Source organism: Geodermatophilus sp. SYSU D00742 (assembly GCF_054049935.1).
Genome location: NZ_JBJGYJ010000023.1, coordinates 44,262 through 58,918, shown reverse-complemented (window position 1 = coordinate 58,918; position 14,657 = coordinate 44,262). Strand labels below are relative to the sequence as shown.

11 protein-coding genes are annotated in these 14,657 nt (G+C 75.3%); 7 read left to right on the top strand and 4 right to left on the bottom strand.

The window, feature by feature from the left end; genetic code table 11:
• Positions 1–6 precede the first annotated feature (6 nt).
• Positions 7–678: a hypothetical protein gene (locus tag ACI78V_RS15930; RefSeq protein ID WP_456852413.1), complete on the top strand. Its 672-nt coding sequence runs from the start codon at positions 7–9 to the stop codon at positions 676–678.
• Between the two features lie 70 nt (positions 679–748).
• Here the strand turns inward: ACI78V_RS15930 and catA are convergent, their stop codons facing one another.
• The 3 genes from catA to ACI78V_RS15915 are packed head-to-tail and all read right to left on the bottom strand — an operon-like array spanning position 749 to position 3,713.
• Positions 749–1,612 (bottom strand): catechol 1,2-dioxygenase, encoded by an 864-nt coding sequence (gene catA / locus ACI78V_RS15925; protein WP_456852411.1) that lies wholly within the window; start codon positions 1,610–1,612, stop codon positions 749–751.
• Between the two features lie 50 nt (positions 1,613–1,662).
• Complete coding sequence (locus ACI78V_RS15920; RefSeq protein ID WP_456852409.1) at positions 1,663–2,766, bottom strand: mandelate racemase/muconate lactonizing enzyme family protein; 1,104 nt, start codon at positions 2,764–2,766, stop codon at positions 1,663–1,665.
• A complete protein-coding gene (locus tag ACI78V_RS15915) occupies positions 2,763–3,713 on the bottom strand; it encodes a LysR substrate-binding domain-containing protein (protein ID WP_456852407.1) in 951 nt (316 codons plus the stop codon). Before ACI78V_RS15915 ends, ACI78V_RS15920 begins: the two co-directional genes overlap by 4 nt.
• A gap of 225 nt (positions 3,714–3,938) precedes the next feature.
• Between ACI78V_RS15915 and benA the strand changes: the two genes are divergently transcribed.
• The 6 genes from benA (at position 3,939) to ACI78V_RS15885 (ending at position 13,695) form a co-directional block, all read left to right on the top strand.
• Positions 3,939–5,327, top strand: a complete 1,389-nt coding sequence (gene benA, locus ACI78V_RS15910) for a benzoate 1,2-dioxygenase large subunit (protein ID WP_456852405.1) — start codon at positions 3,939–3,941, stop codon at positions 5,325–5,327.
• Positions 5,328–5,338: 11 nt separating this feature from the next.
• Positions 5,339–5,878, top strand: a complete 540-nt coding sequence (benB, locus tag ACI78V_RS15905; protein ID WP_456852403.1) for a benzoate 1,2-dioxygenase small subunit — start codon at positions 5,339–5,341, stop codon at positions 5,876–5,878.
• A gap of 12 nt (positions 5,879–5,890) precedes the next feature.
• Positions 5,891–8,662, top strand: coding sequence for a benzoate 1,2-dioxygenase electron transfer component BenC (gene benC / locus ACI78V_RS15900; RefSeq protein WP_456852401.1), 2,772 nt, complete (start codon positions 5,891–5,893; stop codon positions 8,660–8,662).
• Positions 8,663–8,715: 53 nt separating this feature from the next.
• Positions 8,716–10,083: an MFS transporter gene (locus ACI78V_RS15895; RefSeq protein ID WP_456852399.1), complete on the top strand. Its 1,368-nt coding sequence runs from the start codon at positions 8,716–8,718 to the stop codon at positions 10,081–10,083.
• A complete protein-coding gene (locus tag ACI78V_RS15890; RefSeq protein WP_456852397.1) occupies positions 10,080–12,776 on the top strand; it encodes a LuxR C-terminal-related transcriptional regulator in 2,697 nt (898 codons plus the stop codon). The genes ACI78V_RS15895 and ACI78V_RS15890 overlap by 4 nt, the downstream gene beginning before the upstream one ends.
• 238 nt (positions 12,777–13,014) lie before the next feature.
• Entirely contained in the window at positions 13,015–13,695 is a 681-nt protein-coding gene (locus ACI78V_RS15885; protein ID WP_456852395.1) for a response regulator transcription factor, read from the top strand.
• Between the two features lie 39 nt (positions 13,696–13,734).
• Here ACI78V_RS15885 and ACI78V_RS15880 read toward each other — a convergent pair whose 3' ends face one another.
• A complete protein-coding gene (locus ACI78V_RS15880) occupies positions 13,735–14,601 on the bottom strand; it encodes an LON peptidase substrate-binding domain-containing protein (protein ID WP_456852393.1) in 867 nt (288 codons plus the stop codon).
• Positions 14,602–14,657: the final 56 nt, after the last annotated feature.

Genomic DNA, 14,657 nt, shown 5'->3' with positions numbered 1-14,657 from the left:
GGGGTCGTGGACTCCCTCGACGCCCGGGTGCCCGCGGGACCGCCGCCCGCCCCGCAGCCGACCCGCTGGCGGCGTTCCGGGCCGGCCGAGCTGCGCGCCGACGCCCGCGGCGCCCTGGCGCTGACCGGCGTCCTGTTCGCGTGCGGGGTCCCGGCCGGGCTGCTGTGGTGGGTGCTGGCGCCCCGCGCGCAGTTCCGGGTCACCGCCGACGGGCCCGTCGTCATCGGGCACCCCTCGGCCGAGCTGCTCGCCGCGGTCGACGGCACCTACACCCTGGTCCTGGCCGGGTTGGGCCTGCTGGCCGGCGTCGGGGCCTGGCAGCTGCGCCGCCGCCGGGGGGTGGCCACCGTGCTCGCGCTGGGCGCTGGCACCCTGCTCGCCGCGCTCGCCGCCTGGCAGGTCGGGGAGTTGCTGGCGCCGGGCCCCACCGAGGCCGAGCTCGCCGACGTCGGGGCGACGCTGTCCACCGGCCTGGCGCTGAACTCGGTCGCGGCGCTGGCGGCCGCGCCGTTCCTCGCCGTCCTCGCCTACGTGGTGGCCGCGCTGTTCGCCGCCTCGGAGGACCTCGACCGGCCGGCGGCGGTGACGCCGATCCCCGCCGGTCCGGGGTTCCCCTCCGTCGACGGCGACCTGCGCCCCCTGGTCGACGTGCCACCGGCCGAGCACCCGCGGCGCTGAGCGCGGGGTGCTCCGCCGGTGGCGGGGTCCGGACCCAGGGGCCGGGTCGGGTGTCGGGAGGGGGCCGGCCTCAGGCGGGGTCGAGCACGAAGTCGTAGGTGACCGCGTTGCCGGTGCCGTCGGCGGCCGGGTGGACGTCGAGCAGCAACTCGGGCTTGACCGCCGAGGCGATGTCGTCGTCGTTGTGCGGGTCGCCAGGGAAGTACAGCTGCGTGGTGATCAGCTGGTGGCCGGGCGCGGACACCTTCAGGTGCAGGTGGGCCGGGCGCCAGGCGTGCCAGCCGGCGGCCGCGATGAGCTTGCCGCAGGAGCCGTCGGTCGGGATCTGGTACGGCGCGGGCTGGATGGTGTGGATGACGAAGCCGCCGTCGGCGTCGGTGACGACGGTGCCGCGCAGGTTCCACTCCGGGATGCCGGGGGCGAACTGGGAGTAGAAGCCGTCGTCGTCGGCGTGCCACATCTCGACCCGGGCGCCGGCCAGCGGGGTGCCGTCGACGCTGGTCACGTGCCCCTCGAAGCGCAGCGGCGTGCCGGGCTCGCCCGCGCGCATCGGCAGCGTGCCCTCGCCGGCGGACTCCGGCGACCCGGGCACGTAGTACGGGCCCTCGATGGTGCCCTTGCTGCCCTGGCGGCCGGCGTTGGCCACCTCCTCCACGACGTGCTCGACCCACACGTCGAGGAACAGCGGCCACTCGCCGTCCTGGCCGACGCCGATCAGCCACGCCTTGAGCGCGTTGTACTCGTCGTAGGTGACCTGGTGCCGGCGGACGATGCCGTGCACCGCCTCGAGCAGCTCCCGGGCGAGGGTGTCCACCCGCTCCGGCGGGGTGGTGGCGACGCCGGCGGCCTTGTCGGCCTTGAACCGCTCGGTCGCCGAGGCGCCGGACGCGGCCGCGCTGGCCGTGGTGGTGGGGTCGTTCACGGTGACGGTCATGCTGGGTGTCCTTCCGGGGGGGTGGGGTGCGGTCGAGCGGCCTGAGGCGGTCAGCGGTCCAGGCGGTAGTGCGCGAGCTTGTCGGGGTCGACGTCGACGCCCAGGCCGGCGCCGGGCCGGACGGCGAGGGTGCCGTCGTGGATCACCAGCGGCTCGGTGAGCAGGTCGTCGGTCATGTCGAGGAAGTTGGAGAGCTCGCCGGCCCGCCGGGAGGTGAGCCGGTAGGCCGCCCCGAACACGACGGTGCTCATCGAGCCGAGCTGGGTGTCGACCTGGTTGCCCATCACGACCTCCAGCCCCAGGCCCTCGGCGAGGTGGTGCACGCGCGCGGAGTGGGTGAACCCGGTGCGGGCGGTCTTGATGCTCACCGCCGTCGCCGACCCGCCCAGGACCTCCCGGGTGACGTCGGCCGGGGTCACCGCCGACTCGTCGGCGATGAACGGCACGTCGCACTGCCGGACCAGCCAGCGGCGGCCGAGCACGTCGTCGGCGGGGCAGAGCTCCTCGGCGAACGTGAGTCCCAGGTCCCGCATGTCGCTCATGGCGCGGGCGGACTCCGAGGCCGTCCAGCCGCGGTTGCCGTCGACGTAGAGCTCGACGTCGGGGCCCAGGTGCTCGCGCAGCGCCCGCACGACCGCGGTGTCGAGGGACACCGGTCGGCGGCCGACCTTCACCTTGAACGTCGTGATGCCGTAGGTGTCGCGCATCCGTTCCGCCTCGGCCACCATCGCGGCCGGGGTGTCGAAGCCGAGCATGTGGGAGACCCGCATCCGGTCGGTGTAGCCGCCGAGCAGGGCGGACACCGGCTGGTCGAGCGTGCGGCCGAGCGCGTCCCAGACCGCCATGTCCACGGCGGACTTGGCGGCCGGGTTGCCCACCGTGCGGGCGAGGTCCTCGACGACCCGCTCCCGCTCCAGCAGCGTCCGGCCCACGACCTGCGGGGCGAACACCGACTCGACGACCGCGACCACGCCGGCCTGGGTCTCGCCGTAGGTGAACGGGCGCGGCACGGCGTCGGCGGTGCCCACGACGCCGTCGTCGGTGTGCACGCGGACCAGCACGTGCTCGGCGGCGTGCACCTCGCCGCTGGCGAACCGCAGCGGCTTGCGGTACGGGACCGCGTAGGGGATGGCCTCGACGCGGACGATCTTCATGCGGTGGCCTCCGGGCCGGGGGTGGTCAGGTGGGTCGGGTCGTGCTCCGGTCGCAGCACCCCGGTGGTCTCCAGGACGCCGAGCACCGAGCGGATCAGCGGGGAGCCGGCGGCGGGGGAGTCCAGCCGGGTGTGCCAGGCGAGGGCCACCTCGATGGACCCGGCGTCGGCCACCTCGCGGAAGGTCACACCGGGCACCGGCAGCGAGCGCGCCGAGGCGGGGACCAGCGCGACGCCGAGGCCCGCGGCGACCAGCGCCAGCAGCACCACGGTGCCGGTGACCTCGTGCTCGCGGCGCGGGGTGAACCCGGCGTCCCGGCAACTGCGCAGCACCGCCTCGTTGACCGCCGACTCGCGGTCGGCGTAGAGGACGAAGCCCTCGGTTCGCAGGTCGGCCATCGCGATCTCGGGCTCGGCCACCAGCCGGTGGTCGCCGGGCAGGGCGAGCACCAGCGGCTCCACCTCGATCGTGCGCAGGCCCAGCCCGTCCCCGGACACCGGTGGGCGCAGGACACCGAGGTCCAGGTTGCCGTCGCGCAGCCCGTCGCACTGGGCCGGGGTGAGCACGTCACCGTGGATCTCCAGCGCCACCCCGGGGAGCTCCCGCTTCACCACCCGGGCGATCCGCGGCAGCTGGGTGACGACGGCCGTGCCGGTGAACGCGATGCGCACCAGCCCGAGACGGCCGTCGGCGATCCGGCGCACGCCGCGGACGCTGTCGTCGACGGCGTCCAGGACGCGCCCGGCCTCCTCGCGGAGGAACCGGCCGGCCGGCGTGAGCCGCACCTGCCGGGTGGTGCGCGTGAACAGGGAGGCGCCGAGCTCGGCCTCGAGCTGGCGGATCGCCTGGGACAGCGCGGGCTGCGCGATGTGCAGCCGCTCGGCGGCCGCGCCGAAGTGGCACGTGTCCGCGACGGCGGCGAAGTAGCGCAGGTGACGCAACTCCACGGCGGGCTCCTCCCTGGGTGACCTGAGCCACGCTACGGACGCCACCGATAGGGCGCAAAGACGTATCAGGCGCGGATTGATAAGGCGCATCGATCGATCGACCCCTGGGTGGGGACTAGGCATTCACCCGGTGTGACGCGCACCACCCCGCTGTGACGCTGGGACGGACCGACCGGCCGCGGACCGCCACCGCGGGGCCCCGGAGCGAGCACCCCTGGAGGACTCATGACCCAGACGCTGACCCACGTGGAGTCGGTGCTGTCCGACGCCGTCGTCGAGGACGCCGAGGCGGGGATCTTCCGCGCCAACCGCCGGATCTTCACCGACGAGGAGCTCTTCGAGCTCGAGATGAGGCACATCTTCGAGGGCAACTGGGTGTACCTGGCGCACGAGAGCCAGGTGGCCCACCCCGGCGACTACGTCACCACCTACATCGGCCGCCAGCCCGTGGTCATCACCCGGGACAAGAGCGGCGAGCTGCACTGCCTCATCAACGCCTGCGCCCACCGCGGCGCGATGATCTGCCGCCGCAAGACCGACAACCGGACGACGCTGACCTGCCCCTTCCACGGCTGGACGTTCCGCAACGACGGGACGCTGCTCAAGGTCAAGGACCCCGAGGGCGCCGGGTACCCGGAGTCGTTCAACCGCGACGGCTCGCACGACATGACGAAGGTCGCGCGGTTCGACAGCTACCGCGGGTTCCTGTTCGGCAGCCTGAACCCCGACGTCGTCCCGCTGCGCGAGCACCTCGGCGACACGACGACCGTCATCGACATGCTCGTCGACCAGTCCCCGGAGGGGCTGGAGGTGCTGCGCGGGTCCTCGACCTACACCTACGACGGCAACTGGAAGGTCCAGGCGGAGAACGGGGCCGACGGCTACCACGTCACCGCGACGCACTGGAACTACGCCGCCACCACGTCGCGGCGCAGCACCGGTGAGTCGACGAACGCCACCAAGGCGCTGGACGCCGGCAGCTGGGGGAAGTCCGGTGGCGGCTACTGGTCCTACCCGAACGGCCACCTGTGCCTGTGGACCTGGGCCGGCAACCCCCAGGACCGGCCGCTGTGGGACCGCCTGGACGAGCTCAAGGCCCAGTTCGGCGAGGCCAGGGGCGAGTTCATGGTCAAGGGCTCCCGCAACCTGTGCCTCTACCCGAACGTCTACCTGATGGACCAGTTCAGCACCCAGATCCGGCACTTCCGACCGATCGCCCCGGACAAGACCGAGGTGACGATCTACTGCATCGCGCCGAAGGGCGAGAGCGCCGAGGCCCGCGCGCACCGGATCCGCCAGTACGAGGACTTCTTCAACGCCTCCGGCATGGCCACCCCCGACGACCTGGAGGAGTTCCGCTCCTGCCAGCTCACCTTCCAGGCGACCGCCGCGCCGTGGAACGACATGAGCCGGGGCGCCGAGCACTGGCTGCACGGCCCCGACCCGATGGCCGAGGCGCTCGGCATGACCGGCGTCGTGTCGGCCGGCCTGCGCAACGAGGACGAGGGGCTCTACCCCGTCCAGCACGGCTACTGGCTGCAGACCATGCGCGCCGCCCTCGCCCGCGAGCAGGCCACGGCTGCGACCGGCGCCGCCCCCGCCCCGACCGCCTGAGGAGGACCGTCATGACGATCACCGAGCCCCGCCCGGCCGTCTCCGACCGGCCGGCCCCCGACCGGATCGACCAGAACGCCGTCGAGCAGTTCCTCTACCGCGAGGCGCGCTACCTCGACGACCGCGAGTTCGAGAAGTGGCTCGACTGCTACGCCGACGACGTCGTGTACTGGATGCCCTGCTGGACCGACGACGACCGGCTCACCGAGGACCCGCAGCGCGAGATCTCACTGGTCTACTACGCCAACAAGGGCGGCCTGGCCGACCGGGTGTTCCGGATCCGCACCGAGCGCTCCAGCGCCACGTCGCTGCCCGAGCCCCGGACCAGCCACAACATCAGCAACGTCGAGGTCATCGAACGCCGCGGCGACGTCGTCGACGTCCGCTTCAACTGGCACACGATGTACTTCCGCTACAAGACGGTGGACCCGTACTACGGGACGTCGTTCTACACGATCGACTTCTCCGGGCCGTCCCCGCTCATCCGCCGCAAGACCGTGGTGCTGAAGAACGACTACATCCACCACGTCGTCGACGTCTACCACTTCTGAGGCGGCACCGTCATGACCCACACCCTCCCGGCGCGGGGCGACGCCCACCGCGTCGCGCTGTCCTTCGAGGACGGCGTCACCCGGTTCATCACCTGCGCGCCCGACCAGACCATCGCCGACGCCTCCTACCGCTCGCGCATCAACATCCCGCTCGACTGCCGCGACGGCGCCTGCGGGACGTGCAAGGCCTTCTGCGAGTCCGGCGAGTACGACGGCGGCACCTACATCGAGGACGCCCTCTCCGACGACGAGGCGCGGGCCGGCTACGTGCTGCCGTGCTCGATGAGGCCCCGGTCGGACCTGGTCCTGCAGATCGCCAGCACCTCCGCGGTCGCCAAGACCCAGGCGGCCACGCACACCGGCACCCTCACGGCGCTGGAGCGGCTCTCCCCGACCACCGTCTCGCTCACCATCGAGACGCCCGGTCGCGACGAGTTGGCCTTCCTGCCCGGCCAGTACGTCAACCTCACCGTCCCGGGCACCTCGGTCAGCCGGTCCTACTCCTTCAGCAACGGCCCCCACGAGAAGGCGCTGACCTTCCTGGTGAAGCTCACCCCGGGCGGGCTGATGTCGGGGTACCTGACCGACCGCGCGGCCGTGGGCGACCCCCTGACCTTCACCGGCCCGCACGGCAGCTTCTTCCTGCGGGAGGCCGACGACCCGGTCCTGCTGGTCGCCGGCGGCACCGGCCTGGCGCCCATCCTGTCGATCCTGCGCACGCTGCGGGACGGCGGCAGCGACCGGCCGGCGCACCTGGTCTACGGCGCCAGCACCGACGACGACGTCGTCGAGCTCGCGACGCTGGCGCAGCTGGCCGAGCAGGTGCCCGGGTTCACCTGGGACTACTGCGTCGCCGACCCGGCGACCACGGCCCCCAACCAGGGGTACGTCATGAGCCTGTTCCGGCCCGAGCACCTCTACGGCGGCGAGGTCGGCGTCTACCTGTGCGGCCCCCCGCCCATGGTGGAGGCCGTCCGCGGGCACTTCGCGGAGCAGGGCGTCGTCCCGGCCGGCTTCTACTACGAGAAGTTCGCCCCGTCCGGGACCGGGGGCGCGCCCGCGCCCGCGGAGACTGCCGGCGGCGCGCCCGCCCCGGTCGAGGCGGCCCCGCAGCAGCCGACCGCGGCAACGACCCCCCGGCCGCGCGCGGCCGAGGCGGTCGCTGCGCCCACCCCCGCCGCTGCGCCCACCCCCGTCACGGCGGCCGCGACGCCGGCGCCCGCGGCGGCCGCCGGCGGGGCCCGCGCCCTCGCCGGCCAGGTCCTCCTCCCACCCGCCGACCTCGCCCCGCTGGGCGCCACCGGCACGCCGGCACCGGTCGACGAGGCCGCCACCGCCCGCACCGTCGCCGGCCAGCGGCTGGCCCGGCCCGGCGCCGACGGTCCGGTCGTGCCGCTGGACCCCGACGGCGGCCTGCGCCCGGTCGGGGAGGGGCGGTCGGTCGCCGGTCAGGAGCTGTTCCCGGAGCGCGTCGACCTGGCTCCGCTGCACACCCGCGCCGCACCGCCGGCCGGTGGCTACGAGATCGGCGAGGAGCACCCCTCGGTGCACCACTCGGACGCCGTCTTCGAGGCCCGCCAGGCCCTCGAGCTCGGTGCGCTCGAGCTGACCCTCGGCCGGCTGTCCAGCCGGCAGATCGCCGGCTACCGGCTGCTGGCGGAGTCGACGGTGCCCTACGTCCAGGGCGATCGCTTCGTCGACGCCGCCGCCTACACCGAGGCCAACGCCGCGTTCCACGACTACCTGTTCACCCTCACCGGCAACGAGCACCTGCTGCAGGCCTACCAGGCGCTCGGTGTGAAGGGGCACATGGAGCAGGTGCTGCGGCACGCCACCTGGTGCCACCCGCGCTGCACGCGGGACCACCTCGAGATCGTCGACGCGGTCGAGGCGGGGGACCGCGCGCGGGCCCGGGACCTGGTCGTGCAGCACGCGGAACGGTCGAAGCAGACCGTGCGGCGGGCGATGGCCGACGCCGACGCCGGGGTGCGGCCGGCGTTCGTGAGCCCGGGCCGCTTCGACGGCAAGGTCGTGCTCGTCACCGGCGCCGCCCAGGGCATCGGGGAGCGCACGGCCCGCCGGATCAGCGCCGAGGGCGGTGCGCTGGTGCTGGCCGACCGCGCCGACCTGGTGCACGACCTGGCCGGCGAGCTGGCCGACGCCGGCCGGGAGGCGCTCGCGGTCACCGCCGACCTGGAGACCTGGGCGGGCGCGCACGACGTCGTCGAACGGGCCGTGGCCCGCTTCGGTCGCGTCGACGTCGCCATCCACACCGTCGGCGGCACCATCTGGGCCAAGCCCTTCCCCGAGTACCCGCCGGAGCAGATCGAGGCCGAGATCAACCGGTCGCTGTACCCGACGCTGTGGTCGTGCCGGGCCGTCGCCCCGGTCATGGTCGGGCAGGGCTCCGGGACCATCGTGAACGTCTCCTCGGTGGCCACCCGCGGGCTCAACCGGGTGCCGTACGCGGCGGCCAAGGGCGGGGTCAACGCGATCACCACCGCCCTCGCGCTCGAGCTCGCACCCTCCGGCGTCCGGGTCGTGGCCACGGCGCCGGGCGGCACCGAGGCGCCGCCGCGGCGGATCCCGCGCGGCCCGGCGCCGGAGACCGAGCAGGAGCAGGCCTGGTACCGCACGATCGTCGACCAGACCGTCGACTCCTCGCTGATGAAGCGCTACGGCACGCTCGACGAGCAGGCCGCCGCGCTGGCCTTCCTCGCCTCCGACGAGGCCTCCTACATCACCGGGACGATCCTGCCCGTCGCCGGCGGCGACCTCGGCTGACCCGCCGTCCCCCCGCTCGCACCCCACCCCCTTCACACACCCGGAGTCCCGCCATGCCCGAGAACGACCGCACGACGGAGGAGCGCCGACGGCGCAGCACCCTCTGGGTCGTCGCCCTGTCCACCGCCGCCCTGGTCTTCGACGGCTACGACCTGGTCGTCTACGGCACCATCGTGCCGACGCTGCTCGGGGACCCGAGCCAGCTCGGCCCGCTGTCGCCCGCGCAGGCCGGGACCCTCGGCAGCTACGCGCTCGTCGGCGTCCTCGTCGGGGCTCTCGCGGCCGGCGCGGTCGGCGACCGGATCGGCCGCCGCCGGATCATGCTGGTGAACCTCGCCTGGTTCTCGATCGGCATGGCGGCCACCGCGCTGGCGCCCACCGTCGGCACGTTCGCCCTGTTCCGCTTCCTCACCGGCATCGGCGTGGGCGCCCTGGTCGCGACGGTCGGGGCCCTGGTGGCGGAGTTCGCGCCGCCGGAGCGGCGCAACCGGCTCAACGCGGTCGTCTACAGCGGGATCCCGGCCGGCGGTGTCCTGGCCTCGGTGCTGGCGCTCGTCGCAGGCGACGCCGTCGGCTGGCGGGGCCTGCTGTGGATCGGGGCCCTCCCGCTGGTCACGCTCCTGCCCCTGGCGCTGGTCCGGCTGCCCGAGTCGCCGCGGTGGCTGGCCTCGCGGGGCCGGGCGGCCGAGGCGGCGGCGGTGGCGGCACGGACCGGCGTCGTCCTCGACGAGGCGCCGCCGGCCGCCCCGGTCCCGGCGCAGGCCGCTCCGGTCCGGTTCGGGTTCGCCGCGCTGGTCCGCCGGCCCCTCGCCGTGCCGACGCTCCTGCTGGGCACGATGAGCTTCGCCGGCCTGCTGCTGACCTACGGCCTCAACACCTGGCTGCCGCAGATCATGACCGGCAACGGCTACGGGAAGAGCTCGTCGCTGGCGTTCCTGCTGGTGCTGAACCTCGGCGCCATCACCGGCGGCCTGCTGGCCTCCTGGTTCGCCGACCGGGTGGGCGCGAAGCGGATCATCGTGGTGACCTTCGTGCTGGCCGCGCTCGCCCTCGCCCTGCTGCCCGCGCAGCTGCCCCTGGCGGTCCTGCTGCTGGCGGTGGCCGTCGCCGGTGTCGGCACCATCGGCACCCAGGTGCTGGTCTACGGGCTGGTCGCCAACTACTACCCGACCCGGGCTCGCGCCGCCGGCGTCGCCTGGTGCGCCGGGTTCGGCCGGCTGGGCGGGATCATCGGGCCGGTGCTGGGCGGGGTCCTGGTCGGTGCGGGCCTGGGAGGGACGACGGCGTTCTTCCTCTTCGCCGGCATCGCGCTGCTCGGCGCGCTGGTCACCGCCCTGGTGCCCCGTGCCCGGCAGGCCGGCGGCCAGCCCGCCGCGACGGCGCCGGCACCGGCAGTGGTGGGAGCTACCGTTACCGCGTGACGGGGGCCACACCGGTGCTGGTCGCCAGGGAGGCCGAGCTCGCCGGCCTGGAGCAGCTGCTCCGGGCCGGCGGGCTCGCCCCGTCCCTGGTCCGGGTCACGGGGCCGCCCGGGGTCGGCAAGACGGCGCTGGTGCGGTGCGCCGCAGACCGCCATCCGGGTCCGGTCCTCGAGGCGCGCGGGGCCCCGTGGGAGAGCGCCCGCCCCCACGCCCTGCTCGACCAGCTGCTGGCCGGCGACCCCGTTCCGCCCGATCCCTTCGGTGCCGCCGAGCTCGTCGCCCGGCGCGCCGCAGGCACGGCCGACGCCCGCGCCCTCGTCCTGGTCGACGACGCCCACTGGAGCGACCCGGAGTCCCTCCAGGCGCTGGCGACGGCGGTGCGCCACCAGCACCGGGCCGCCCTCACCGTCGTCCTGGTCGCGCCGGCCACGCCCGGGGAGGCGCCACCGGCCACCCTCGAGGTCCTGCTGCGGTCGGCGACCGCGACCGTCGCGGTCGAGCCGTTCTCCGCCGAGGACGTCGCCCGCCTCGCCGCCGCCCGCGGCATCCCGCTGTCCCCGGCGGCGACCGAGCACCTGTGGCGGCACACCGGGGGAGTCGCCGGGCACGTGGTCGCCCTGCTCGACGAGCTGCCCCGCGGGACGTGGACCGGTCACCGCCCCGAACTCCCGGCGCCGGCCGCCGTCGCGTCGCGGGTACGAGACCGGCTGGCCCGCTGCGGAGCGGAGGAGCGCGCGCTGGCCGAGGCCGTCGCCGTCCTCGGTCCGGCTCCGCTCCCTGAGGTCGCCGCGCTGTCCGGGGCGGGGGACCTGCTGGCCGCCCTCGACGGCGCCCAGCGGGCCGGCCTGCTCCGCCCCACCGGGCCGGGCCGGCCCACCGAGCTCGCGCCCCGGGACCCGCTGGTGGCCGCCGCCGTCCTCACCGCCATGGGGCCGGCCGCCGCCGCGCGGGCGCACCGCCGCGCCGCCGAGGTCGTCGAGGACCCGACCCGCCGGCTCGGCCACCTCGTCGCGGCGACCGTCGGCCCGGACGCCGCGCTCGCCGGCGACCTCGACGAGCTGGCGCGCCGGCGCTCGGCCGCGGGCGCCTGGGCGGAGACCGCGACGCTGCTGGCCGACGCCAGCCGGCTGTCCGAGGACCGCCGGTCCCGCGAGGACCGGCTCGTCCGGGCGGTGGACGCGCTGGTCGGCGCGGGCGACTCGGTCGGTGCGGCCGCGCTCGTGCCCGAGGTGGAGAGCCTGCGGGAGACCCCCCTGCGCAACGCCGTCCTCGGCTACCTCGCCGTCGTCCAGGGCCGGGCGGTGGAGGCGGAGGCGCGGCTCCGGCGCGCCTGGGACCTCGTCAACCCCGACCGGGACCCGGGGACGGCCGCGCTGGTCGGCCAGCGGTTCGTGCTGCACGAGCTGGCCCGCTGCCGGCCCGCGGAGCTGGTGACCTGGGCCGACCGGACGATCGGGCTGGCCGGCCCGGAGGCGCCCGAGGCGCTGGAGGCGGTCGCCATCCGCGGGCTCGGCGTGGCCGGCGCCGGCTCCCCGGCCGAGGCCCTGGCCGGCTACCGCGCGTTGTCCGAGCGGGTGCGCCACGGCGCCCAGGCCCAGCGGGTGCAGCTGGGCGAGGGCTGGCTGCACCTGGCCCTGGACGAGGTGGCGCAGGCCGCGGCGGAGCTGGAGAGCGCCGTCCCGACGACCTATCTCGGGGGCTCGCACCGCATCTCGCTGTGGTCGCTGGGCTGGCTGGCCAGGGCCCGCTTCGTCACCGGTGAGTGGGATGCCGCGCTGGGTGCCGTCCGCCAGGGCGTCGACCTCGTCGCGCGCACCGGGATGGTGCTGGTCGGCCCGCTGCTGCACTGGACGGCGGCGCAGGTCCACGCCCTGCGCGGGGACTGGGACGCCGCCGGACGGGCGCTGCGGGAGGCGGAGGCCGGGAGCTCCGACTACGCGATCATGCAGGTGCCCTCGATGCTCGCCCGCGCCCACGTCGCCGAGGCCCAGGCCGACTACGCCGGCGTCCTGCGTGCGCTCGAGCCGCTGAGCCAGGGGAGCCCGCACGGCTGGGTCGACGAGCCCGGCTTCTGGCCGTGGACCGACGTCTACGCCAACGCGCTGGTCCTCGAGGGGTTGCTCGACGAGGCCGACGCCTTCCTCACCCCCCACGAGCGGCGTGCCGCCGACCGCGGGCACCGCTCCACCCGCGCGCGGCTCGGGTACGCCCGGGGCCGCTGGTTCGGCGCGCACGGCGACCTCGAGGCCGCCCGCGAGGCGTTCCGGACCTCGCTCGGGCTCCTCGAGCACCTGCCGCTGCGCTACGACCGGGCCCGCGTCACCTTCGCCTTCGGCCAGACCCTGCGCCGGGCCGGTAAGCGCCGCGAGGCCGACGCCGCGATCTCGGCGGCCCGCGACGGCTACCTCTCCCTGGGGGCCGCCACCTACGTGGCGCGCTGCGACCGCGAGCTGCGGGCCGCCGGCCTGGGCGCCAGCCGGGCCGAGGAGGGGGCCGACCTGCTCACCCCGCAGGAGCGGACGGTGACCGGCCTGGTCGCCAGCGGGTTGTCCAACCGCGAGGTCGCCGCCGAGCTGTACGTGTCGGAGAAGACGGTCCAGTACCACCTGACCCGCATCTACACGAAGCTCGGTGTCCGCTCGCGGGCCGAGCTGGCCGCGCTGCGGGGGCAGGCGCCGACCGGGCAGGCGTGAGGCCGCCGGGGGAGCGGCCGCTGCCGGCACGGAACCGGCCGGGGGTGCCCGCGCCGGCCGGCCTCCTCGCTACGAGACGCCACCGATCCGGTACGCAGCGTCCAGGCACGCTCACCACCGCGCGCGGCCCGTAGGGACTTTGGTCAGCAGTTCCACCCGGCGACTTCCCGCCCGGACCGTGCGGCGGTCTCATGGTCGTGAGCCCCGAGACGGGGCCCGACCGCACGGGGGACCCTTGATGACCGCCCAGCTCGACCGTCCGGCCGCGCTCGACCGACCGCGCGTGCTCGTCGTCGACGACCACCGCACCTTCGCCGAACTGCTCTCCGGGGCGCTGCAGACGGCCGGGATGGACGTCCTGGGGACGGCGCACTCCGCCGCCCAGGCCGTCACGATGGCCCAGGACCTGCAACCGGACGTCGTGGTGATGGACATCGAGATGCCCCGGCAGGACGGCCTGTCGGCGACCCGCCGGCTGCGGGAGGTGGCCCCGGGCGCCGTCGTCGCCGTGGTCACGGCGCACCGGGACCCGGAGTGGGTGGTGCGTGCCACGCAGGCCGGTGCGTCCGCCTTCATCCCGAAGGACGGGTCCCTGACCGAGATGATCGACGTGCTCAGCCGGGTGCGGGCCGGCCAGATGCTGGTCGCCCCGTCCACGTTCTCCGCCGCCCCGACCGCCGGCACCCGTCCGGTGTCGGGGGGCGAGCTCCGGCCGCACCTGACCCGCCGCGAGCAGGAGGTGCTCGACTGCCTGGGCCGGGGGATGCAGGTCAAGGCGATCGCCCGGGTGCTGGGGGTGACCCTGGAGACCTGCCGCGGCTACGTGAAGGCCCTGCACGTCAAGCTCGGCGTCCGCTCCCAGCTGGAGGCCGTCGTCAAGGCCCAGCAGCTGGGTCTGCTGGCCTCCGGCCACGACTGACCGCCCGGTCCCCGCGGTCGCCCGTCCAACGGGGGCGGGTCAGTTGACGCTGGTCGGGCCGGCGAAGCGCTGCAGCGGGGCGGGCACCGCGCCGAGGGTCTCCAGCAGGGTGAGCTCCCGCCGCAGCAGCCGCGACTCCGCCCGCAGCCGCCGGCGCGTGGCGGACTCGGCGAGCAGCCCCTGCCGGTCCTCGGTGGTCAGCAGCGCCGCCGAGGCGACCAGGTAGGACAGCGCCCGCGGGTCGTCGGCCACACCCTCCAGCAGCGCCGGCGCCTCGGCCTCGTCGCCGGCGTCCCCGGTCAGGCCGGCGACCGCCACGACGTACCGCGCGAACAACTCACCGACCCCGCGCACCAGGACGTCCAGCGAGCGGCGGGCCACGTCGGTCACCATGTCGTCCAGCTCGGGGCCGGGGACCCCTCCGCCGGGCGGGGACAGCTCCTCCTGGTCGCCGGCGGCCTCCTCGGCCGCCTCCTCCTCGTCCAGCCACTCGACCTCGGCGCGCAGGTAGGGCGGGTCCTCGCCGACGACGACGTCCAGCAGCCGGAACCGGTCGCCGCCCACCGTGACGATGCGGAAGCCGCCGTCGGGCTGCGGACGCACCACCTGCAGCCGGGCGGTGCAGCCCACGTCGTAGAGCGCCTCGGCCGGCGCCACCCGCTCCACCTCCCAGCCCTGCCGGATGGCGACCACGCCGAAGAACCGCCCACCGCCCTCGGGCCGGGCGAGGAGGTCGCGCACGAGCCGCCGGTAGCGCGGCTCGAACACCTGCAGCGGCAGGACCACTCCCGGGAACAGGGGCGTACCCAGCGGGAAGAGCGGGATCAGGTCGCCCACGTCCCCTCCTCGCCGGCGCTCGTCGGCCGCGCGGGCGGCGCCACCGTGCCGGTACACGAGCTCGCGCACCCGCTCATGTCCGTCGAGCCTAGAGGTGGGGGAGGTGGCAACGGGCGGCGCGGCGG